Source organism: Mesorhizobium sp. CAU 1741, from assembly GCF_039839275.1.
Taxonomy (GTDB): Bacteria; Pseudomonadota; Alphaproteobacteria; order Rhizobiales; family Rhizobiaceae; genus Aerobium.
In genome coordinates this window covers 135,758-158,232 of sequence record NZ_JBDOQP010000003.1, presented here as the reverse complement: position 1 = coordinate 158,232, position 22,475 = coordinate 135,758, and the positions used below count along the sequence as shown (strand labels likewise).

Annotated in this window: 22 protein-coding genes; 13 read left to right on the top strand and 9 right to left on the bottom strand. The window is 63.3% G+C overall.

Annotation, left to right across the window (positions count from 1 at the left end; genetic code table 11):
- Positions 1 to 11: 11 nt before the first annotated feature.
- Positions 12 to 386: a response regulator gene (locus AAFN84_RS14455; protein WP_347515308.1), complete on the top strand. Its 375-nt coding sequence runs from the start codon at positions 12 to 14 to the stop codon at positions 384 to 386.
- Positions 387 to 421: 35 nt separating this feature from the next.
- Here AAFN84_RS14455 and AAFN84_RS14450 read toward each other — a convergent pair whose 3' ends face one another.
- Positions 422 to 1,090, bottom strand: coding sequence for a hypothetical protein (locus AAFN84_RS14450; protein ID WP_347515307.1), 669 nt, complete (start codon positions 1,088 to 1,090; stop codon positions 422 to 424).
- 290 nt (positions 1,091 to 1,380) lie between these two features.
- Here AAFN84_RS14450 and AAFN84_RS14445 point away from each other — a divergent pair, with 290 nt between their 5' ends.
- Positions 1,381 to 1,959, top strand: coding sequence for an alkylhydroperoxidase (locus AAFN84_RS14445; RefSeq protein WP_347515306.1), 579 nt, complete (start codon positions 1,381 to 1,383; stop codon positions 1,957 to 1,959).
- Between the two features lie 234 nt (positions 1,960 to 2,193).
- Here the strand turns inward: AAFN84_RS14445 and AAFN84_RS14440 are convergent, their stop codons facing one another.
- Complete coding sequence (locus tag AAFN84_RS14440) at positions 2,194 to 3,681, bottom strand: reverse transcriptase domain-containing protein (RefSeq protein WP_347515305.1); 1,488 nt, start codon at positions 3,679 to 3,681, stop codon at positions 2,194 to 2,196.
- Between the two features lie 302 nt (positions 3,682 to 3,983).
- The gene (locus AAFN84_RS14435; RefSeq protein ID WP_347515304.1) at positions 3,984 to 4,889 is read right to left on the bottom strand and encodes an abortive infection family protein; all 906 of its coding nucleotides are present in this window, start codon (positions 4,887 to 4,889) and stop codon (positions 3,984 to 3,986) included.
- Between the two features lie 698 nt (positions 4,890 to 5,587).
- Here AAFN84_RS14435 and AAFN84_RS14430 point away from each other — a divergent pair.
- Both AAFN84_RS14430 and AAFN84_RS14425 read left to right on the top strand, forming a co-directional pair.
- Positions 5,588 to 5,989 carry a hypothetical protein gene (locus AAFN84_RS14430; protein ID WP_347515303.1) on the top strand — a complete coding sequence of 134 codons (402 nt, stop codon included), beginning with the start codon at positions 5,588 to 5,590 and terminating at the stop codon, positions 5,987 to 5,989.
- 42 nt (positions 5,990 to 6,031) lie between these two features.
- A complete protein-coding gene (locus AAFN84_RS14425; RefSeq protein ID WP_347515302.1) occupies positions 6,032 to 6,688 on the top strand; it encodes an OmpA family protein in 657 nt (218 codons plus the stop codon).
- A gap of 435 nt (positions 6,689 to 7,123) precedes the next feature.
- Here the strand turns inward: AAFN84_RS14425 and AAFN84_RS14420 are convergent, their stop codons facing one another.
- Both AAFN84_RS14420 and AAFN84_RS14415 read right to left on the bottom strand, forming a co-directional pair.
- Entirely contained in the window at positions 7,124 to 8,029 is a 906-nt protein-coding gene (locus AAFN84_RS14420; protein WP_347515301.1) for a pseudouridine-5'-phosphate glycosidase, read from the bottom strand.
- 25 nt (positions 8,030 to 8,054) lie between these two features.
- Positions 8,055 to 8,993, bottom strand: a complete 939-nt coding sequence (locus tag AAFN84_RS14415) for a carbohydrate kinase family protein (protein WP_347515300.1) — start codon at positions 8,991 to 8,993, stop codon at positions 8,055 to 8,057.
- Between the two features lie 300 nt (positions 8,994 to 9,293).
- On the opposite strand from AAFN84_RS14415, the gene recA reads away from it, so the two are divergent.
- The gene (recA, locus tag AAFN84_RS14410; RefSeq protein WP_347515299.1) at positions 9,294 to 10,394 is read left to right on the top strand and encodes a recombinase RecA; all 1,101 of its coding nucleotides are present in this window, start codon (positions 9,294 to 9,296) and stop codon (positions 10,392 to 10,394) included.
- A gap of 177 nt (positions 10,395 to 10,571) precedes the next feature.
- Complete coding sequence (gene alaS, locus AAFN84_RS14405) at positions 10,572 to 13,235, top strand: alanine--tRNA ligase (RefSeq protein ID WP_347515298.1); 2,664 nt, start codon at positions 10,572 to 10,574, stop codon at positions 13,233 to 13,235.
- A gap of 70 nt (positions 13,236 to 13,305) precedes the next feature.
- Here the strand turns inward: alaS and AAFN84_RS14400 are convergent, their stop codons facing one another.
- Together AAFN84_RS14400 and AAFN84_RS14395 are read right to left on the bottom strand one after the other, a co-directional pair.
- Positions 13,306 to 13,671: a PRC-barrel domain-containing protein gene (locus AAFN84_RS14400; RefSeq protein ID WP_347515297.1), complete on the bottom strand. Its 366-nt coding sequence runs from the start codon at positions 13,669 to 13,671 to the stop codon at positions 13,306 to 13,308.
- A gap of 136 nt (positions 13,672 to 13,807) precedes the next feature.
- The gene (locus AAFN84_RS14395) at positions 13,808 to 15,022 is read right to left on the bottom strand and encodes an NADP-dependent isocitrate dehydrogenase (RefSeq protein WP_347515296.1); all 1,215 of its coding nucleotides are present in this window, start codon (positions 15,020 to 15,022) and stop codon (positions 13,808 to 13,810) included.
- A gap of 142 nt (positions 15,023 to 15,164) precedes the next feature.
- Here AAFN84_RS14395 and AAFN84_RS14390 point away from each other — a divergent pair, with 142 nt between their 5' ends.
- From AAFN84_RS14390 to ttcA, 7 genes are all read left to right on the top strand, one after another.
- Positions 15,165 to 16,058, top strand: a complete 894-nt coding sequence (locus tag AAFN84_RS14390) for an alpha/beta hydrolase (RefSeq protein ID WP_347515295.1) — start codon at positions 15,165 to 15,167, stop codon at positions 16,056 to 16,058.
- A gap of 60 nt (positions 16,059 to 16,118) precedes the next feature.
- Positions 16,119 to 16,940 carry an RNA methyltransferase gene (locus AAFN84_RS14385; protein ID WP_347515294.1) on the top strand — a complete coding sequence of 274 codons (822 nt, stop codon included), beginning with the start codon at positions 16,119 to 16,121 and terminating at the stop codon, positions 16,938 to 16,940.
- The gene (gene murI / locus AAFN84_RS14380; RefSeq protein WP_347515293.1) at positions 16,933 to 17,724 is read left to right on the top strand and encodes a glutamate racemase; all 792 of its coding nucleotides are present in this window, start codon (positions 16,933 to 16,935) and stop codon (positions 17,722 to 17,724) included. Before AAFN84_RS14385 ends, murI begins: the two co-directional genes overlap by 8 nt.
- A 151-nt stretch (positions 17,725 to 17,875) precedes the next feature.
- Complete coding sequence (locus tag AAFN84_RS14375; RefSeq protein WP_347515292.1) at positions 17,876 to 18,181, top strand: flagellin; 306 nt, start codon at positions 17,876 to 17,878, stop codon at positions 18,179 to 18,181.
- A 300-nt stretch (positions 18,182 to 18,481) separates the two neighbouring features.
- On the top strand, positions 18,482 to 19,099 hold the full coding sequence (gene rpsD, locus AAFN84_RS14370) for a 30S ribosomal protein S4 (protein ID WP_347515291.1): 618 nt from the start codon (positions 18,482 to 18,484) through the stop codon (positions 19,097 to 19,099).
- Positions 19,100 to 19,182: 83 nt separating this feature from the next.
- Positions 19,183 to 19,860: a hypothetical protein gene (locus AAFN84_RS14365; protein WP_347515290.1), complete on the top strand. Its 678-nt coding sequence runs from the start codon at positions 19,183 to 19,185 to the stop codon at positions 19,858 to 19,860.
- 23 nt (positions 19,861 to 19,883) lie between these two features.
- Positions 19,884 to 20,741, top strand: coding sequence for a tRNA 2-thiocytidine(32) synthetase TtcA (gene ttcA / locus AAFN84_RS14360; protein WP_347515289.1), 858 nt, complete (start codon positions 19,884 to 19,886; stop codon positions 20,739 to 20,741).
- On the opposite strand, the gene AAFN84_RS14355 is transcribed toward ttcA, so the two are convergent.
- On the bottom strand, positions 20,716 to 21,957 hold the full coding sequence (locus AAFN84_RS14355; RefSeq protein ID WP_347515288.1) for a multidrug effflux MFS transporter: 1,242 nt from the start codon (positions 21,955 to 21,957) through the stop codon (positions 20,716 to 20,718). The genes ttcA and AAFN84_RS14355 overlap by 26 nt on opposite strands.
- 104 nt (positions 21,958 to 22,061) lie before the next feature.
- Positions 22,062 to 22,397 (bottom strand): Grx4 family monothiol glutaredoxin, encoded by a 336-nt coding sequence (gene grxD / locus AAFN84_RS14350; RefSeq protein WP_347515287.1) that lies wholly within the window; start codon positions 22,395 to 22,397, stop codon positions 22,062 to 22,064.
- Positions 22,398 to 22,475: the final 78 nt, after the last annotated feature.

Below are 22,475 nucleotides of genomic sequence, written 5' to 3'. Positions count from 1 at the left end.
ACGGGAACATAATGGCCATCGCCCCACGCGATAGAATAGTCGTCCTCATCGTCGAGGACGAACCGCTCCTGAGAATGAGCGCCGTCGACATGATCGAGGATGCGGGCTTTGCCACGCTGGAGGCGGCCGACGCCATCGAAGCCATTCGCCTGCTCGAGACCCATCCCGAGATCCGCATCGTCTTCACCGATGTCGACATGCCGCGCGGCATGAACGGCATCGAGCTGGCGCGTGCCATCCGCGACCGCTGGCCGCCCGTGGCGCTCATCGTCACCTCGGGCAAGTTCGTGCCCACCGACACGACGCTGCCCGACGGCGCGGTGTTCTTCTCCAAGCCGATCCGCGAGGCCGAGGTGGTCTCGCAGATGCGCCTGATGGCCGGCTGAATCCAATCCCGTCGGGCGTCGAACGCGCCCCTGATCTAGTGGAACATGCGCTTGAAGATGTTGGGCTTCTTCGGCTTCACCCGGCCGAAGAACTCGTAGCGCGCCTCGCTGGCGCGGCCGCCTTCCACCTGCTTGGTGACGCCGCCGGTCGTCTCGCGCCGGCGCACATATTTGTGCGTGCCTTCCGAGCCGTCCTTTACGAAGCTGTCGATCGAGCCGTAATAGCCGAAGATGCGGCATTTGCGGTAGCCGCGCGACACCAGCTCGTCGGCGATGCGCTGGGCGAACGGGATGCCGCCGACCGCTTGCGGGTCGGTGCTGTTGGGGTCGCCGTTTTCCGCGCTGTGGCAGTTGTAGCACTTGATGGCGCCGGAAAACGTCTTGTGCAGCCCGGCGCTGATCAGCCGGTCGACCACCTCGTCGAAATCGACCCGCTCGCCGCCGCGCCCGCCCTCGATCGACTTGAAGCCCGGCATGCCGTGGCCGCGAATGTAGATCTGGCCGGTGTTCAGCGAGGAGACGAACGGGTCCTTCTTCTTCGGGTTCCACCAGGCCGAAAACGCCTTGTTGCCCTTGGCCAGCTCGTGGTCGATCTGCACTTTGTTCTTGTCCATTCCCCCACCCATGTTTCCATATTCGTACTGGGCCGAAAGAAAACTCGGATGGTTCGGGTCGAACGGCATGAAGAAGATCTTGTTCTGCATTTCTAAGGTGCCCCAGGGGAATGATCGCGGATCGTTACAGTTTCCGCATTTGCCGGTCAACGCGGATCATCGCGCCATCCCGCCCCCCTCGACGACAAGCCGATCTCCCCCCTTGAGGGGGAGATGGCCGGCAGGCCAAAGGGGGGTGTGCGGGGAGGGCTGCGAGATTGGAACAAACGCAAAATTGAGGTGCAGCCAGGCAAGACGACACCGCCGTTCCTGCCGCATCCTCCCATGACAACACCTTCGGGAGCGAATACAGTTGGCGCACGCGAGCCTTGGAGGTGCCAATGTTTCTACGAACGATTGAGCCTGCAGAGGCCGAGGGCGAAGTGGCGGCCATCTATGCCGGCGAGATGGCGTCTATGGGAAGCGTGATGCAGGCGACCCAATGCTGGACGGCAAGGCCGGATATCCTGGCGCCGGTCGAGCATCTCTTGCACCAGATCAGAGACGGATTTTCCCTGGGCCTGCTCAACTTCCGGCTCATCACCCTGGTGGCGGCCAGGCACGTGCCCTCCAGCTATTGCTCCCACGTCTACTTCAAGGTGCTGTCCGGCATGATCGGCAGGGAACAGGCGCTGGCCGTGCAACGCGATTATCGCAACGCCGGGCTGACAGACCAGCAGGTCGCCATGCTGGCCTATGCCGAGCAGATCACGCTCGACGCCTCCCGCATCAGCCAAGAGGACATCGATGCCCTCCGCGCCGTCGGATTGACGGATCTCAACATTGCCGACATCGCGCTCGCCGCCTCGTTCCGCAATTTCCTCAGCAGATATTTCGATGCGGTCGGCGCTCAGGCCGAGCCCGAATTCCTCGACGGCGATTTGAACGTGCGGGAGGAACTGGCGGTCGGCGGCCGCTGACCGGAAAGGCTCCCACCAAGCCAAAGACAAGCCGATCTCCCCCCTTGAGGGGGAGATGGCCGGCAGGCCAGAGGGGCGCATTGGCTGTCTCTAGGCATCCGTTTGTGCGCCACGATTTCGGGATAGTAGTGAAGGGGTGGGAAGCGGACAGACAGGTTTGAGCTAACTTCGCCGGGAAAGCTGTCATCGCAAACTTTGAGCGATAGTGACCGTGAATATCCGCCTCCTGCGGGCTCATGAAACCAACTCCGCAAGCCAGCTGTTCAGAGCCTCAACATGGACCGCGAAGTCCCTGCCTTCCTCGGGACCGCCTTTGTGGATCACGCCGGCCACAGCTCCATTGGCGTCAAGAAGCGGGCCACCGGACATTCCTTGCGTCAGCTTCTGGGTCACTTCGATGAGCCGAACCGCACTTTTGATCGTGACCGCGCTAACGAAACCAGGCCGAATGTTCAGTGGATCGCCGGGTGCCCACTTGGGATAGCCTACCGCCGTCATCGGGTCACCGGTGACTATCGTCAACGCGGCGCGATCCAACTCGTAATATTCGTTTGCAGGGATTTGATGGCCAAGAATCGCGAGGTCCCGGTGCTCGTCTCGTTGTAGGACTGTCGCTGTGAATGTGTTCGCGTGCTTGGAAGGATGGAATACCTCAACTTCCTTCTTGCCTGTCACGCAGTGCGCCGCCGTGACCAGACCCACCCCGCTCAGGAAAAAGGCCGTCCCTTGGCCATCGTCGTGCTCCACGATCCACACCGACCGATCGCGACGCTCGCTAGGCGTCGGCGTGACCGTGATCGCGCGATTGGGAAAGCACACGTTGAAACGTAGCGCAATACTGCGGACGACCGGGTCCGATGAGCCTTTGACATGGCTGATCCAGGCGATCTTGCTGCGCAGATGTGCAGCCAAACTACCCGTCCCGCCTAGACTCGCATATTTCGTCTGCGCTCCGGCCAATCCGAGCGTCTCCACAGAGCGCAGCGCCGCGCGAATGTTGCGAACATAGCGGCGATCGACGTTGAGAAGCTGATTGACCTTGAGGCCGGTTACCATCCGACGTGAGTGGCGATCGGCATAGTGAGCTTTCGTTGGATTGATCTTGAAGCCGTTCCCAACGACGATTGATGTCAACGTTGAACCGACAAGATCGTGAGCGAAACGCCCCGCTGGCGGGGGCGGCCCTTCGAAGAGCGCGTTCATCGGCTGGTGGCTCGAAAACGTTAGGTCGTCCGCGTAGCGCGTGTAAAAGCAGCGCGCGTCCTTCGCGTAGGCGAGTAAATCTTTGTCCAATCGGAAGCAGATCATGTTGGAGAGCACCGGGCTAGTTGGCGCGCCCTGCGGCAGATGGCCGTGGACGCAACACAATTGACCGATGACAATCGCAACCGGGCTACCGATCCCGATCGCCTTTAACATGCCGACAACGCGGTTTTCCGTGATTGTCGGGAAGAAGTCCTGGAGGTCAAGATTGAGGACAAAATGTCTGCGCAAGTGCGACTGCGCATTTGTCTTGACGGACCTGTGGAACACGAACCCGTGCACCGGATGGCGAATTTTGTACAGCTGATTAAGAAGGGGGAGGAGCTGCCGCTGGATGTGTTTAAGCCGTTTGTCCGGCGCGCTGATAGTCCTGGTCTTGCCCCCGCTCTTCCCTATCTCAAACGACTGGTACATACGTCCGCGGTACCAGCGAATCTTTTTCAGCTCGCCGACGGTCATTCCCAAGTAATCAAGTAACGCCGCTTCGCTTGCGAGTTCCGCAGGTACGGCAGCGCGAATCGATGGCCCAAATGGGTTGCGCAGGACGAGGTCTCCCTTCCAATCACGCCAAGTCACACCAAGTCAGATGGCGCGCACGATATTCAAAGACATTAGCTCTTACGCCGCAGTTGCACAGCGCGTATGCGAGGGGAGACCTCGTAGGAGATGTGTTAGCAGAAACCCCGCAAATTCTCCATGTGGGAATGATATCGGGTTACTTGCGTGATCGCGGCCGGCCGATCCCACCACGATAGATGACCCTAAGAGCCTTCTTTAGGCTCCACTCGGAGCGGTAGCTTTCGGCCCGGATGCCTTATCTGCCAAGTCTCGATGATAAATAAGGCGATCGCGGAAGCTGAGTGGATCGCGAGCTTAGCGATGCGTGCGTCTATTCGACGGAAGCCCTTCTCCTTGCCATGCGCGCCGCCGACGTGGGTTCGGAGGGAGCCGATGCCCTGCACCGCCGTCACCAGCCCCGAGAGCACCGCCTTGACGTCGTTAACGATCTCGATTGCCAGGCCTTCCTTCATGGGATCGAGGCCGAGTGGATCTCGGACCGCTCGATAGAGGCTTGTGATATCTTGCTTGGATGGGAAATCTACCTCAAGCTCAACCAAGATTGATCGGCACACACTTTCAACCACAGAACAAGCAGCGGTAACGGCAATTTCGGGGTCACTGTTGGCGGCGCGAAGGGCGCGATCAAGATCTCGGCTGACGGTGTCAAAATCGATGCCCGCTGCCATGGCCGACAACTCGCCAGTAACCGGGGCGGTTTCGACGATCTCCACTAGCTGCATGGTGCGACCAGCCTGCTCGAGTTTCAGACCATCGTAGAACAAATGCTTGTTGATATACTCCACGACTGCGGAGTGTCGCTCCGGTTCCTTTATGAAGTCGCGGGGATCTGCAGAGCTTTCTATAATCCGCTTAAGCAGTTCGCCATTACCAGGGTCGAGGAAGATGGCTCCCCGAATCGCGGTCTTGGTGGCCGGGAGTCGGCTCTCTCCCTTGATGTCGAATGGAACACCAAACGTCTTGAACCAAGCTTCGAGCCGCCAGCCCTGCCGATACAGGCCGATCGACGGCTCGTAACCGTTGGCTGCGCCGCCGGAGATGATTTCGGCGAGCGCGTCAATTGATTGCTCTGAGAGTTCGATTCGCATGCATCATTCTATCGCAAGTATATCGGATTTCTGATGTCGATCTGAGAAGAATCATAACTGGCGTTGGGCTAAGGGGCACCGTTGCGCCACTTGGTGGCAACGCTGAGATGGCGACACTGTTTTGCTCTTCTTGCTTGAATCGCAGCGGCCAAATTGGAGGCCGAGGCTACTTTAGATGATTGCCGCTCGGCATCTTTCGGCCGTGTTCAAGGCAAATCTGGCCATCTTTCGAATGGCCGGTTTCGGGTTGCGGAGAAACGACGCGGGCGACCGCCGTGGGGTAGGAACCTGCCCCCCCCAAAAAATCCCATCCACCCCCACCGCATCCTCGCGCACAATCCGCCTCATCACTCCGCGTGACGGGATCGCGGGTCCGGACCGAAGTCCAGCGGCGGGGTGACGGTGTCGGGATCGGCAGCGCCTTTCGGTGGCGGTGCTGGGCGGAGCCCTCAGATCCCGGCCGGCGCCGGAAACGGCCGACGCAAGGTCGGCACGACCGGCGTGGCACCCGCACCGGCGGGGCGCGGTCGACGCGCCTTTAATAGACAGAAACGAGACGGTGCCGACCCCGCGCCCCGCTGTCCCGTCGCCTCTAACCGCACGCTTGCGTGGCGGACGCCGTCGCGCGCCCATGCGCAAGCCGCCCCGCGCTCGAGCCCGGCACTTTGGCCCTGAACGCCAGCAAAGGAACCCGCATCATGGACATGAAGGACGGCTACACCATCGAGAACGTCACCGCCTGGTCGCGCAAGCGCAATGCCCGGCTCGACGCAATGCATCCGCCCGAAGGCACATTTTTGCCGAATCACGTGCTGGAGGTGCTGTTCGTCGCGCTGCGCTATGCCGCGACGGAGGAGGGGCGCCACCTGCAATGCTCCCGGCGCGACTGCCGCAGGCTCGGCCGCTGCCACGCGGTCCCGACGCGAAAAGGCGGCATCGAGTGCCCCGGCGGCATCACCGGCCGCGCGGTGGAGCGCGCCGTCGACATGATGGCTTTCGTCGTCGCCGCGCAGACGCCGCAATGGCGCGACGGGCTCGCCGAGCGCTTGCCCCGGGCGCCATTTCGCCTTAATCGGAAGGAAGAAGAAGGCGAGGGATGAGCGGCGCGCCTGCGCCGCGCTGAGACGACAATGAGGGAAATCATGATGAAGAAGATCGCGATCGCCGCCGCTGCGGCCACCATTCTGGCCGGCTGCACGACAGACCCCTACACCGGCCAGCAGCGCGTGTCGAACACCGCCGGCGGTGCCGCCATCGGCGCGCTGGCAGGTGCCGGCGTCGGGCTTTTGACCGGCGGCTATTCCGACCGCACCAACGCGCTCATCGGCGCCGGCGTCGGCGCGCTGGCCGGCGGCGCCATCGGCGCCTACATGGACAATCAGGAGTCCGAACTGCGCGGCTACCTGCAGGGCACCGGCGTGTCGGTCACCCGCCAGGGCGACAACATCATCCTCAACATGCCCTCCAACGTCACCTTCGCCACCGACCAGGACCAGGTCACGTCGAGCTTCTACCAGACGCTCAACGCCGTCGCGCTGGTGCTCAACAAATACGACCGCACGCTGGTCGATATCAACGGCCACACCGATTCGACCGGCAGCCTGCAGCACAACCAGGCGCTGTCGCAGCGCCGCGCCCAGTCGGTCGGCTCCTATCTGGTGTCGCAGGGCGTCGACGGCCGCCGCTTCGCCATCCAGGGGTTCGGCCCCTCGCAGCCGGTCGCCAGCAACGACACCCCCGACGGCCGCGCCCAGAACCGCCGCGTCGAAATCCACCTCGTCCCGCTCACCCAGCGCTGAGCCGAGGCGGGTTCTGGCGGCGGCGCTCGATGGTGCCCCCCTCTGTCCTGCCGGACATCTCCCCCACGCGGGGGGAGATCGGCAGTGTCGAGGATGGCATCAATCGCCAGCGCCGCAGGATGAGCAATAAGTGATATGAAATCCGATCTCCCCCCTCGCAGGCGAGTTCGGCGGCTTCGAGGCGATGGCATCAATCGCCAGCGCCGCAGGATGAGCGATAAGTGATATGAAGTCCGATCTCCCCCCTCGTGGGGGAGTTCGGCGGCTTCGAGGATGGCATCAGTCGCCAGCGCCGCAGGATGAGCGATAAGTGATATGAAGTCCGATCTCCCCCCTCGTGGGGGAGATGTCCGGCAGGACAGAGGGGGGCGCGAAGGAACGCCGTCATCAATCTGGACAGCTTGGTGACAAGCCCTCCACGCGCGTGATGCGACGTCACAGCGCTCCCGCAATCCTCGCAGCCAGGCGCGCATTGTTTTCCACCAGCGCGATGTTGGTGCGAAGGCTCGCCCCGCCGGTCAGTTCGAGGATGCGCGCCAGAAGCGTCGGCGTCACCGCCTTGCCGGTCACGCCATTCTTGTCCACCTGCGCCTGTGCCGCCGCAATATGAACCGCCATCGTCTCGGCGGCGATCTCCGCCTCCTCCGGCACCGGGTTGGCCACCAGCATGCCGCCGCTGATGCCCAGTTCCGCCCGCGCGGAGAAGAAGCGGGCGATGTCGGCGGCGCTGTCCAGCCGCAGCGGCGCGGGGTAGGGCGAGCTGCGCGACCAGAAGGCCGGCATGATGTCGGTGCCGAACGCCACCACCGGCACGCCGCGCGTCTCCAGCACCTCGAGCGTCTTTTCGATGTCGAGGATCGCCTTGGCGCCGGCCGACACCACGAGCACCGGCGTGCGGGCGAGTTCGTCGAGGTCGGCCGAGATGTCGAAGCTGCGTTCCGCGCCCTTGTGCACCCCGCCGATGCCGCCCGTGGCGAACACCCTGATGCCGGCCAGGTGGGCCGCGATCATCGTTGCCGCCACGGTCGTGCCGCCGGTGCGCCCCTGCGCCACCGCGAAGGCGATGTCGGCCCGCGACAGCTTCATCGCGTCCTTGGCCTGCGCCAGCGTCTCGCGCTCGCCGTCCGACAGGCCCACCTTCACCCGGCCGTCGATCACCGCGATCGTCGCCGGTACCGCGCCCTCGTCGCGGATGATCGCCTCAACCCGCGCCGCCATCGTGCTATTGTGCGGGTAGGGCATCCCGTGGGTGATGATGGTGCTCTCCAGCGCCACCACCGGCCGTCCCGAGGCCAGCGCGGCGCGCACGTCGGGCGAAATGTCTAGGTGGCGGGTGCTCATCGGGTGTCTCCTTGGGCAGCGGGCCTCATGCCACGGGACGGGCCTGCGCCACAAGCGCCAGCGTGGCTGAGAATGTCTCGTCGTCATAGGCGGCGACGACGGTCTCGCTCTCCACCGTCAGCCGCGCCGCCGCAATGCCGCGCCGCACCGCCTCGCGAAGCTCCATGCCGTCCATCAGCCCCGCCACCGTGACGCCGGCGATCGCGTCGCCCGCGCCGGTGACGTCGGCGATCCGTGCGGCGTGCGGCGGCGAAAGCGTGAAGATCCCCCGCGCGTCGAAACCGGTCAACGCCCTGCCGCCGTCGGTGATAATGCCGCTTGCCAGCCCCCGTGAGCGGAGCGCCCGGGCTGCCTCCGTCGCCGTCATCGCCGCGTCGCCTGTCAGTCTCCGTGCCTCGCGCAGGTTCATGAACAGGCAGGCGATGTGCTCCAGCGACGGTTCCAGCCGCGCCACCTTGGCCGGCGAGATGGCGATGGCGTAGAGCGGCGCGTCGCCGGCCAGCCGCGCCAGCCGCGCCACGGCGTCCGCCGGCAGGTTGGCGTCGCACAGCACCGCGTCGGCCGCCGCCACCGCGTCGCGGATCGCCCGCCGGCGCATCTGGCGCGCAAAGCCCGTCTCATACAGGCCCATGTCGGCAAATCCGGCGATCAGCTCGCCATGTTCGTCGAGCAGCGCCGTATAGCTCGGCGTCGTCCGGTCCAGAAACGTCGCCGAGCGATCCTCGATCCCCGCCGCCGCGATCGCGCGTGCCACGGCCTCGCCCGCCACGTCTCCTCCGCGCAGTGACATCAGGCTCCCCGCCACGCCGTGGCGCACCGCGTTGCGCATGGCGTTGAACGCGCCGCCGCCGATCTCCTCGCGCATCGTGCCGGGGTTCGACGCCCCCGCCACGTAAGCGGCGTGCACGCGCCCGCGTCGGTCCATATGCGCCGCGCCGGCGGCAAACAATCGAGGTTTCGTCATCGCCGTCGCCGGGGCCTGTTCATATGAGCGGCACCGTAGTTGCAGCGCGACTCCGGCGCAATCATCCGCGCCGAATCGAACGCCGCCGCGATCCCTTGCCCGGCGCAGGTCCCGCGACTGCATCCTGCGGCGTTTTGGAATACACCCCGCAACGCAGGGAGAAGACAAAAATAGAACAAATTGCAGAAGCGTATATATTTCAACAGGATGCCGCTCTTGCAAAATAAGAACAAAAAAGGTACAAAAAACTCAGGGACACCGGACTGACCGGCTTCGCTCACCACCAAGGGGTAAGGTATCATGGCTCAGAATTCATTGCGGCTTGTTGAGGATGGTTCGGTGGACAAATCAAAGGCTCTGGATGCGGCGCTCTCGCAGATCGAGCGTGCTTTCGGCAAGGGCTCGATCATGCGGCTCGGCGCCAACGAGCAGGTCGTCGAGATCGAGACGATCCCGACCGGCTCGCTGGGACTGGACATCGCGCTCGGCGTCGGTGGCCTGCCGAAGGGCCGCATCGTCGAGATCTACGGACCGGAAAGCTCCGGCAAGACGACCCTGGCGCTGCACACGGTTGCGGAAGCCCAGAAGAAGGGCGGCATCTGCGCCTTCGTCGATGCCGAGCATGCGCTCGACCCCGTCTATGCCCGCAAGCTGGGCGTTGACCTGGAAAACCTGCTGATCTCGCAGCCGGATACCGGCGAACAGGCGCTGGAAATCTGCGATACGCTCGTTCGCTCCGGGGCCATCGACGTGCTGGTCGTCGATTCCGTCGCCGCGCTCACGCCGCGCGCCGAGATTGAGGGGGAAATGGGCGACTCACTGCCCGGCCTGCAGGCCCGCCTGATGAGCCAGGCGCTGCGCAAGCTGACCGCGTCGATTTCGCGCTCCAACTGCATGGTCATCTTCATCAACCAGATCCGCATGAAGATCGGCGTCATGTTCGGCTCGCCCGAGACGACCACGGGCGGCAACGCGCTGAAGTTCTATGCCTCTGTCCGTCTCGACATTCGCCGTATCGGTTCGGTCAAGGATCGTGACGAGGTCGTCGGCAACCAGACCCGCGTCAAGGTAGTCAAGAACAAGCTGGCACCGCCCTTCAAGCAGGTCGAGTTCGACATCATGTATGGCGAGGGTGTGTCGAAGACGGGTGAACTCGTCGACCTCGGCGTCAAGGCCGGCGTCGTCGAGAAATCCGGAGCCTGGTTCTCCTACAATTCGCAGCGCCTCGGCCAGGGCCGCGAGAACGCCAAGCAGTTCCTGCGCGACAACCCCGAGATGATGCGCGAGATCGAACTGGCGTTGCGGCAGAATGCCGGCCTCATCGCCGAGCAGTTTCTTGAAAATGGCGGACCGGGCGACCAGGACGGCAACACCGACATGGACGAGGCGTCCGGCATGTAGCCGGCTGGCCGCATTCGATGGTTCAGGACCGCCGGCTCGATACAGCCGGCGGTCTTTTCCGTTTCTGAAGCGTGGTAGGCGGGATTTCTGGACAGGCGGGGGCTCGGACGCTAAAAGCCATCTCCGATTTCGTCCCATTTCCGCGCGAAGATCGCGGCATTTCACGAAGGCTTGAGCATGAGTGGCGTCAACGAGATACGGTCGACCTTTCTCGACTATTTTGCCAGGAACGGCCACGAGGTCGTCGCCTCCAGCCCGCTCGTGCCGCGCAACGATCCGACGTTGATGTTCACCAATGCCGGGATGGTGCAGTTCAAGAATGTCTTCACCGGCCTTGAGGCGCGCCCCTACCAGCGCGCGACGACCGCGCAGAAGAGCGTACGCGCCGGCGGCAAGCACAATGATCTCGACAATGTCGGCTACACCGCGCGCCATCTCACCTTCTTCGAGATGCTCGGCAATTTCTCGTTCGGCGACTATTTCAAGGAACGCGCGATCGAGCTTGCCTGGACGCTGATCACCAAGGAGTTCGGCCTCAAGAAGGACAATCTGCTCGTCACCGTCTATCACACCGACGACGAGGCAGCCGAATACTGGAAGAAGATCGCCGGGCTTTCGGACGACAAGATCATCCGCATCGCGACCAGCGACAATTTCTGGGCGATGGGCGATACCGGCCCATGCGGCCCATGCTCCGAAATCTTCATCGATCGCGGAGACCACATCTGGGGGGGGCCGCCCGGCAGCCCGGAAGAGGACGGCGACCGGTTCCTCGAATTCTGGAACCTGGTCTTCATGCAGTTCGAGCAGACGGAGCCGGGCGTGCAGGTGCCGCTGCCGCGACCATCCATCGATACCGGCATGGGGCTGGAGCGTATGGCGTCGATCCTGCAAGGCGTGGAGAGCGTCTTCGAGACCGACCTGTTCCGCCATCTCATCGACGCCGCCGCCTCGCAAATCGGCAAGGCGCCAACGGCCGAGACCGTGGCGTCCTATCGCGTCATCGCAGACCATTTGCGCTCATCCTGCTTCCTGATCACCGATGGCGTGCTGCCGTCGAACGAGGGACGCGGCTATGTGCTGCGCCGCATCATGCGCCGCGCCATGCGCCACGCGCAACTGCTGGGTGCCGGCGACCCTCTGATGCACAAGCTGGTGCCGGCCCTGGTGCGCGAGATGGGACAGGCCTATCCGGAACTGGTGCGCGGCGAAGCGATGATCGCCGAGACGCTCAAGCTCGAGGAGAGCCGCTTCCGCAAGACGCTGGCGCGCGGCCTCGGCCTGCTGGAAGATGCGACACGCGATCTGTCCGCAGGCGCGATGCTGGACGGTGAAACAGCCTTCAAGCTTTATGACACCTATGGATTCCCGCTCGATTTGACGCAGGATGCGCTGCGCCAGCGCAGCATTTCGGTCGACATTGCCGGCTTTACCGATGCGATGGAAAGGCAGAAGGCTGAAGCGCGGGCAAGCTGGGCCGGTTCCGGCGAGGCGGCGACGGAAACGGTGTGGTTTTCCGTGCGCGACAAGGTCGGCGCGACCGAATTTCTCGGCTACGAGACGGAGGCGGCGGAAGGTGTCGTCACCGCCTTGGTCAAGGACGGTGCCGTCATTGACGCTGCCGGGGAAGGCGACCCGGTTCTGGTCGTCGTCAATCAGACGCCGTTCTATGGCGAATCTGGCGGCCAGGTCGGCGATACCGGGATGATGAAGGGTGAGGGGTTCGCCATCGAGATCACCGATACGCAGAAGAAGGGCGACGGCCTGTTCGTGCATGTCGGCAAGGTCGTGTCGGGCAGCGTCAAGCTCGGCGCGCCGGTGGAGATGAAGGTCGACCACGCTCGCCGCGCCAGAATTCGCGCAAACCATTCCGCGACGCATCTCATCCACGAGGCGCTGCGCGAGATATTGGGCACCCATGTCGCCCAGAAGGGTTCGCTGGTGGCGCCGGAGCGGCTGCGCTTCGACTTCTCGCACACCAAGCCGATCTCGACGGAAGAAATGGACCGCATCGAGACGATGGCGAACGAGATCGTTCTGCAGAACGCGCCGGTGACCACGCGCCTGATGGCCGTCGACGACGCGATTGCCGAGGGTGCGATGGCGCTTTTCGGGGAGAAGTATGGTGACGAGGTGCGGGTCGTGCGCATGGGCACCGCGCTCGACGGCGACAGGGCGGGCAAGGCCTACTCCGTGGAACTGTGTGGCGGCACGCATGTATCGGCAACTGGCGACATCGGCATCATCAGGCTGGTTTCGGAAGGCGCGGTCGCCTCGGGCGTGCGCCGCATCGAGGCGCTCACGGGCGACGGCGCGCGCCGCCACCTCGACGAGCAGGACAAGCGGCTCAAGGCTGCGGCCGCAGCGCTCAAGGTGGCGCCGGCCGATGTCGTGGCACGGCTGGAAGTCGTGCTTGACGAGCGCAAGAAGCTGGAGCGCGAACTCTCCGACGCGCGCAAGAAACTGGCGCTTGGCGGCGGGGCGGCCGCCTCCGACGCGCAGCAGAGCGAGAACGTTGCCGGCATCGGCTTCATCGGCCGTGTTGTTGCCGGCGTCTCGCCCAAGGACCTGAAGCCGCTTGCGGACGAAGGCAAGAAGTCGCTCGGCTCGGGCGTCGTGGTGTTCGTCGGCACTGCCGAGGACGGCAAGGCGAGCGTCGTCGTTGGCGTCACCGACGATTTGAAGGACCGTGTCTCGGCGGTCGATCTGGTGCGCCACGCCTCGGCCGCGATCGGTGGTCAGGGCGGCGGTGGTCGGCCGGACATGGCGCAGGCCGGCGGTCCGGACGGCGCGAAGGCCGCCGATGCGATTGCGGCAGTGAAGGCCGCATTGGCCGGATAAGGCGACTGCTGCTGTCCAAGAAAAAGGGCCGCGCGAGCGGCCCTTATGCATTTTGGCACTCTATGGCGGGTCAGTCGGACCACTCTTCCATCTGCGCGGCGGCGGCAGGATCGGCGCGCAGCGTCAGCCGATCGCCGTCAAGCGTAAACTGGTCGAACGGGACCACGACGTCGCGGTCGGCGTAACCTTCATTGCCTTCGAGGTCGATCACCAGCGCCGTTGGCGTATTGGCATCCGTCCCGACGACCTCTTCGACTTCACCGATCACGCTGCCTCCGACATTGGAGACATCCCAATCGTCGATCTGGTCGACGGTCGCTTCGAACGTGGGAACCTGAATGGTGTCCTCGATCTCGACCCATGTGCCTTGAGCGAAGGCTGCGCCGCCCATCATCGATGCTGCGGCCACGGCGAGTGTGAACTGTCTGGTCTTCATGAATGTGCTCCCTTGATCGATACATGAATTGAATGCGCGGCTGGCCGAATGGTTCGCCGCGTTCACGCCGAATTCATGCGGGCAACAAAAAAGGCGGTACGAGACCGCCTTTCCTGAGTTCGATGCTGGCGTCCGGTCAGGCCGACATGGCCTTCTTCAGGTTCTCGTCGATCTTGTCGAGGAATCCGACGGTCGACAGCCAGGGCTGGTCGGCACCGATGAGAAGCGCCAGGTCCTTGGTCATGAAACCGGACTCGACCGTCTGGATACAAACCGTCTCCAGCGTGTCCGCGAAACGCTTGAGCTCGTCATTGCCGTCGAGCTTGGCCCGGTGGGCGAGGCCACGGGTCCACGCGAAGATCGAAGCGATCGAGTTGGTGGAGGTTTCCTCACCCTTCTGGTGCTGGCGATAGTGGCGGGTGACGGTGCCGTGGGCGGCTTCCGCCTCGACCGTCTTGCCATCCGGCGTCATCAGCACGGACGTCATCAGGCCGAGCGAGCCGAAACCCTGCGCCACGGTGTCGGACTGCACGTCGCCGTCATAGTTCTTGCAGGCCCAGACATAGCCGCCCGACCACTTCAGCGAGGCCGCCACCATGTCGTCGATGAGGCGGTGTTCGTACCAGATCTTCTTTTCCTTGAAGGCAGCCTCGAACTCGGCCTCGTAGATTTCCTGGAAGATGTCCTTGAAGCGGCCGTCATAGACCTTGAGGATGGTGTTCTTGGTCGACAGGTAGACCGGCCAGCCGCGCAGGAGGCCGTAGTTGAGCGAGGCGCGGGCGAAGTCGCGGATCGACTCGTCGAGATTGTACATGCCCATGGCGATGCCGGCTGCCGGCGCGTCGAACACCTCGTGTTCGATGACCTGGCCGTCTTCGCCGACGAACTTCATCGTCAACTTGCCCTTGCCGGGAAACTTGAAGTCGGTGGCGCGATACTGGTCGCCGAAGGCGTGACGGCCGACGACGATCGGCTTGGTCCAGCCGGGAACCAGCCGCGGCACGTTCTTCATGATGATCGGCTCGCGGAAGATGGTGCCGCCCAGTATGTTGCGGATGGTGCCGTTGGGCGACTTCCACATCTTCTTGAGCCCGAACTCTTCGACGCGGCCTTCGTCGGGCGTGATCGTGGCGCACTTGACGCCCACGCCGTGCTCCTGGATCGCATGGGCGGCGTCGATCGTGATCTGGTCGTCGGTCTCGTCACGCTTCTCGACGCCGAGGTCGAAATAGAGAAGATCGATGTCAAGATAGGGGTGGATCAGCTTGTCCTTGATGAACTGCCAGATGATGCGGGTCATCTCGTCGCCGTCGAGTTCGACGACCGGGTTTTCCACCTTGATCTTCGCCATAAGAAATGCCTCGTTTCTGAAGTGGGTCGCCGAGCGCCCCTGGGGATTCGAACTGGAAATGCGGCCCCTATAGCATCGTGCGGCGGGAAGGCAAAGCCGCGCGCGGCCGCTTGCGCGCCAGCCGCACGAAGAAAGAGCACGAATGGAAATTCGCTTCGAAAGCCATGACGTCGGAGCAGGGAGCCTGAACGTCGCCGTGGCCGGCGATGCCTCCGCGCCACTGATGATCTGCCTGCACGGATTTCCCGAATTCTGGGCCGGCTGGGCAGAAGTGATGCGCGAGTTGGCGGTCGATTTCCGGCTGGTGGCGCCCGACCAGCGCGGATTCAACCTGTCGTTCCGGCCCGCTGGCGTCGATGCCTACAGGGCCCGGCATATGGTCGCCGACCTGAACGCCCTCGCGGATCGGCTGTCGCCTGACCGGCCGTTCATTCTCGCCGGCCATGATTGGGGCGCGTCGGTCGCCTATGCCTATGCGATGGCGCATCCCGAGCGCTTGTCACACCTGATCGTCGCCAATGGCGTCCACCCGGTCTGCTTCCAACGCGCGATCCTCACCGATCCGGAACAGCGCTCCGCCAGCCAGTACATCAACCGGTTGCGGCAGCCGGATGCCGAGGCGTTGTTGTCGGAGGACGGGTTCAGGCGTCTTGCGCGCATGGTAGAAGGCTTTTCCGCCGCGCCGTTTTTCGACGAGGCGATGAAGGCGCGCTACGTCGAGGCGTGGTCGCGGCCCGGCGCGCTCACGACGATGCTGAACTGGTACCGCGCGTCGCCCATCGTGGTGCCGGCACCTGACGAGACGTTCGCGGGGCGGTCGCTGCTCGACATGCCGAACGACACCTTCATGGTGCCGATGCGCCATCTGGTGATCTGGGGAGACCGGGACCAGGCGCTGCTACCCTCCTGCCTGGAAGGCCTCGATCGATTTGCGCCGAACCTCCTCATTGAGCACATCGAGGATGCAAGCCACTGGGTGCTGCATGAGAAGCCGACGCATGTCGCGGCTGCCATTCGGCGCTTCGTGGGGCGGTGAGGCGTTCCGTTTTCTCACGAGCTGTGCCATTGGAGCAGGCTTTCAGAGCAGAGGCGCCCGATGGCAGGCACGCACCGTGAACTTCAATTGATCCAGGAAGGCCCGGCGATAATCCTGGTCGAACCGCAGCTTGGCGAGAACATCGGCATGGTGGCGCGCGCCATGGCCAATTTCGGCCTGGCGGAATTGCGGCTGGTCAAGCCGCGCGACGGCTGGCCGAACGAGAAGGCAAAGGCGGCAGCATCCAAGGCCGATCACGTTATCGACGGCGTCACGGTCTTCGATACGCTGGCCGAGGCGATCGGCGACCTGAACTACGTGATCGCGACGACGGCGCGCGAGCGCGACGGGTTCAAGCCGGTACGCGGGCCCGTGGAAGCGGGCCGCATCCTGCGGCGGCGGTTTGCGGGTGGCGAGCGCACCGGCATCCTGTTCGGGCGCGAGCGGTTCGGGCTCAACAATGACGAGGTCGGGCTCGCCGACGAGATCGTCACCTTCCCGGTCAATCCGGCCTTCGCCTCGCTGAACATCGCCCAGGCGGTGCTGCTGATGTCGTATGAGTGGATGAAGGCGGGGCTGGAGGACGAAAACGCGACGCCGTTCCAGGGGCCGGAGATGAGGCCCGCGCCCAAGGAGGTGCTGCAGGGTCTGTTCGACCATATCGAGGAGGCGCTTTCCGTGCGCGGCTATTTCCGACCCCCGGCGAAGAAGCCGACGATGGTCGACAATTTGCGCGCGGTGTTGACCCGGCCGGCTTTCGCCACCGCCGAGATCAAGCTGCTGCGCGGCGTGGTGAAGTCCCTCGACCAATACTCACCAAAGGAACCGCGCGGTCCCAGTGCCAGGGTGTCGAGGACAGATGAAGGCGATGCGGATGAATGACCGGCCGGTGCTGATCTTCGATTCGGGGGTCGGCGGACTCACGGTGCTGCGTGAGGCGCGGGTTCTGATGCCGGACCGGCACTTCGTCTATGTTGCCGATGACGCTGGCTTTCCCTATGGCGCATGGGAGGAACACGGACTGCGGGCACGCATTGTCGAGCTGTTTGGCGGCCTGATCGCCGAACACGACCCCGAGATCGCGGTGATCGCATGCAATACCGCCTCGACCCTGGTGCTGGGCGACCTGCGCGAGGCGTTTCCAGAAACGCCGTTTGTGGGCACGGTGCCAGCCATCAAGCCCGCCGCCGAGCGCACCCGTTCTGGCCTCGTCTCGGTTCTGGCCACGCCCGGAACGGTCAAGCGCCAATATACGCGGGACCTGATCGGCGAATGGGCCTCGAAGGTGCATGTGCGTCTTGTCGGCAGCGAGAGGCTGGCAGGACTCGCCGAGAACTACATGCGTGACGGCTTTGTCGACGAGGATGCGGTGCGAGCGGAGATTGCACCTTGCTTTTACGAACTGGACGGACGCCGCACCGACATCGTGGTGCTGGCCTGCACCCACTATCCGTTCCTGGTCAACCGCATGCGCAAGACCGCACCGTGGCCGGTCGACTGGATCGATCCAGCGGAGGCCATAGCGCGGCGCGCGCTCTCGCTGCTCGCGTCGACCGATCAGGCGGCTCCGCAGCGCCTAGATCTGGCAGTGTTCACGTCGAAAGCGCCCGCGCCATCGATGTCGAGGCTCGTCAAGGGCTTCGGGCTGACGCATGTCGCTCGTTAACATTTTAGCAATTCCCTAAATACTCGCGAAAATTCTTTCTGGCAGGGTGCGATCCGACGGTCGTGCGCCAGGCGCACGATGGCATGACGCCTACGTCCGCCGAATCTTTCCGGCATGTCCTCCGAAACGCCCCCGACAGAAAGTCGCAACGATGATGAAGTCGCTGCTTGCCTTGCTGAAGGCGCGCGTGTTCTCGGCCGCGGAGGAGAGCAGCGAGGACGACGACCATACGCTCGATTTCAAGGAGCATGTCGACCTGTCGCTCGGGATGAAGGACGAGATCACGGCGATTGGCGACACGATGGGCGAGGTTATCGGCATCGGACCGATCTCGGCGCTGGACATGAACGCGAACTCGGCGCGGATGTCGGCGCTGCAGGCGCAGAAACAGCTTGCAATGGAGACGATCAATATCGTCAACACCGCGCCGCAGATGCTGTTGAACCTGTTGACGTGAGTGCAACTACGATATTGATCGAGATTTACGAACGTAGTCGAAGATCGTCAGCGCGATGATGGATGCCAGGTGCTGCGTCGCGCGAATGCCGCCCGTCGCTTGACACCTTCGCCGATCTGTCATACTCACCCGCCAACTCCGCGCCGCAAGGCACGGTGTTTAAACGACGTGTCCCGTGGACGTCTTCGCAAAGCGTGCGTGAGAGGTCCTGTCAGGTTTCGAAAATGGAAGCCAGAGGAGGGCGCGTTTCCTTCACCCGATGCGTAAGCATTGGGAGCTAACTCCGTGAAAGGAAATGCGATGAGCAAGCGCGAATCCGCAAAATACAAACTCGATCGCCGCATGGGCGAGAATATCTGGGGCCGTCCGAAGTCCCCGGTCAACCGTCGCGAATACGGTCCGGGCCAGCACGGACAGCGCCGCAAGGGCAAGATGTCCGACTTCGGCCTGCAGCTCCGCGCCAAGCAGAAGCTGAAGGGTCACTACGGCGACATTTCCGAGAAGCAGTTCCGCAAGACCTATGAGGAGGCAAACCGCCGCAAGGGCGATACGCCGGACAACCTCATCGGCCTCTTGGAGTCGCGTCTCGATGCGGTCGTCTACCGCGCCAAGTTCGTGCCGACGATCTTTGCTGCGCGCCAGTTCGTCAATCACGGCCACGTCAACGTCAACGGCCGCCGCGTCAACATCGGCTCCTACCGCTGCAAGCCCGGCGACGTGATCGAAGTGCGCGAGAAGTCGAAGCAGCTCACCATCGTCCTCGAATCGGTGCAGCTCGCCGAACGTGATGTGCCGGACTACATCGAGACCGATCACAACAAGATGGTCGCGACCTTCAGCCGGATTCCCGGCCTCGCGGACGTTCCCTTTGCCGTGCAGATGGAACCGAACCTCGTCGTCGAGTTCTATTCGCGCTAATCCGCCAATCGCGGCTTGAACAATCCTGGCCGGGGTCGCAAAGTGCGATCCCGGCTAAGTTTTTTTTCAGGTACCGCTCACGAATGGCAGAACGACACGCTACACAGCACGAATGGCGAGATCAGCAGTCTCACTACTACTTCCTCATAGCCCTGTGTCTCTTGGGACTGGCCTTCGTCTTCGCGATTGCCTTCGCGCTCTCGGGCGAACAGCTCGACTTCTATGTCGGCGAAAGCGGGCCGGTCCAGGTTCTTTCCGCTGGCGGCTATCTGACCGCGATCGTTGCGATGTGGCGGGAAACCGGCAGCCGCTTCATATGGCGTCACCCCTATTTCGCGGTGATCCCGGCCGTCATGTGCATGCGCGAACTGGACATGCACAACAGGTTCACGACGGTCAGCCTGACCAAGTCGACCTTCTACACGTCGTCGCAGGTACCGCTGCTGGAGAAGGCGATCGGCATCGTGATCGTCGCGCTTCTCGCATGGTGCGTGATCGCCATGCTGGTCCGGCATACAAGGGCCTTCCTCGATGCTCTGCGCTCCGCTCAGGCCTATGCGTATGCGCTCTTCCTTGCGGGAGCCTTCGGCGTTGTGGCAAAGTCGGTGGACGGGATCGCCTCCAAGCTAGAACCGTTCGGAATAGCCATCACGCCCAAGCTGGAACAGGTGGCGATCGTTTCCGAAGAAGTGCTTGAGCTGGGCATACCGGTGTTCTTTCTGGTCGCCGTCTTCGCGTGGGCTACGCAGCGCAAGGCGTAGGCCCCATTGAGGAGTCTGCAGCCTTGAACCTGCATCTGCCGCCCGCGACCATCGAGGACGATGCGTGCCACCCGCTGTTCAAGGCGGTGCCGTCCACCGTCGAGTTCAACAAGCTGCGCAAACGGCTGCTGCGCGATACGCGCCAGGCGCTCGGCGATTTCGCCATGGTCCGGCCGGGCGACCGCTGGCTCGTCGCACTCTCTGGCGGCAAGGATTCCTACGGGATGCTGGCGCTGCTGCTCGACCTGAAATGGCGCGGCCTGCTGCCGGTCGACCTGCTGGCCTGCAATCTCGACCAGGGCCAGCCGAATTTCCCCAAGCACATCCTGCCGGACTACCTGACATCGATCGGTGTGGACCATCGCATCGAATATCAGGACACCTATTCGATCGTCACCGACAAGATCCCCCAAAACCGAACCTACTGCTCCCTGTGCTCACGACTGCGCCGGGGACACCTGTATCGGGTCGCGCGCGAGGAAGGGTGCGCGGCACTGGTGTTGGGACACCACCGCGAAGACATCCTCGAAACGTTCTTCATGAACATGTTTCACGGCGGCCGGCTGGCCGCGATGCCGCCGAAACTGCTGAACGACGATGGCGACGTGACGGTGCTCCGGCCGCTCGCCTACTGCGCCGAAGCCGACCTGGCGCGATTTGCCGAGGCGATGGCGTTCCCCATCATTCCATGCGACCTTTGCGGCAGTCAGGAGGGGCTCCAGCGCAACGCCATGAAGGCGATGCTGGACGACCTCGAGAAGCGCATGCCGGGGCGCAAGGATACGATGATGCGCGCGATGGGAAATGTGCGGCCAAGCCATCTGCTCGACCGCACGCTGTTCGACTTCGCTGCTCTCAGACCGGCGGGTTCTGAGGCTTGAACAGCCGGCCCTTCTCGGCGATGAGCACCATGATCAGGGCCAGAACGCCGGCGAAGAAATAGCCGGCGGCAAGCGGCACGATGGTGCCGTTGAACGCCTGGCCGATGCTGGCGCCGACCAGGCCGCCGCCAACCGTCTGGAAGAAGCCCTGCACGGACGACGCGGTGCCCGCCACATGGCCGAGCGGTTCCATGGCAAGCGAATTGAAGTTCGCTCCGATCCACGCGAAGGTCATCATCGACAGCGCGAATAGGCTGGTGAACGCCCATAGCGGCACCGGCCCCATCGTTGCCAGCACAAATGCGGCGCCGGTGAGCACGATGAAGCCCAGCAGCGCCCCATGCGCCATGCGCCGCATGCCGAAACGCCCGACCAGCCGCGAATTGGCGAACGACGAAAACGCCATCAGGCCAGCGACGACGGCGAAATAGAGCGGAAACATGGTGCCGACTTCGTAGATGCCGATATAGACCTGCTGGGCGGAGTTGATGAACCCGAACAGCGCCCCGAAAATCAGCGTCATCGCGATCGTGTAGCACACCGACATGCGGTTAGTGGCGACGATGCGGAAGCCTTCCAGAATGACAGAAGCGCGCAAGGGGCGGCGATACTCCTCCTTCAGGGTTTCGGGCAGGCGAGCCCAGGTCCAGAAGGTGAAGACAAAACCCATGATGCCCATGAACACGAAGATCGCCGGCCAGTCGAAGGCGAGCAGGAGCACCTGGCCAACACCGGGCGCGACCACCGGAATGACCATGAACACCATGAAGATCAGCGACATGACCTCGGCCATTGCGCGCCCGCCAAACGTGTCGCGCACGATCGAGACGGCGATGACGCGGGTGGCAGCGGCACCAAGCCCCTGCACGAATCGCAAGGCCAGAAGAATGCCGAAGCTCGGCGCAAACGCGCAGGCGAAGGCCGCGATGACATAGATGGTCATGCCGACGAGCAGCGGAACGCGTCGCCCGAAACGGTCGGATAGCGGACCAAAAACCAGTTGGGTGAGTCCGAACCCGGCGACGTAGGCGGTGATCACGAACTGGCGGGCATTCTCGTCGGCGACGCCGAGATGGCCGCCGATCTGCTGCAAGGCCGGCAACATGATGTCGATGGCCAGTGCGTTGAGGGCCATCATGGCGGCCGCAAGGGCAATGAATTCGAAACGCGGCAAAGCCAGTCCGGCTGCCGGTCGTTCTCCGGTCTCTTGCTGCATGACCGGTTCTCCTGTGCTGAAAGACGAAAAAATGCGCCGGGGGCCCGGCGCATCGCTCTATCTGATATTCCCCTTGGCTAGTCGGAGGGGAGGCAGCCGGCCATTCAGGCCGCGCCGCGGATGCCGACACCTTTCTCGGCAAAGAAATCCTGCAGTTCCCCGGCCTGGAACATCTCGCGGATGATGTCGCAGCCGCCGACGAATTCACCCTTCACGTAGAGCTGGGGAATGGTCGGCCAACTGGAAAACTCCTTGATGCCCTGGCGCAGCTCGTCGGAGGTGAGCACGTTGATGCCCTTGTAGTCGACCCCGAGATAGTCGAGAATCTGCACAACCTGACCGGAGAAGCCGCACTGCGGAAAACCCGGGGTACCCTTCATGAAAAGCACGACGTCATTGGCCTTGACTTCGTTATCGATGAATCCGGTGATCTCGCTCATATGGCTTGTCCTTTCCTGGCCGGGTTAAAGGCCCGGCGAATGAGGTGCTTGGTCCTCTATGTATTGCACCTGCGAGCA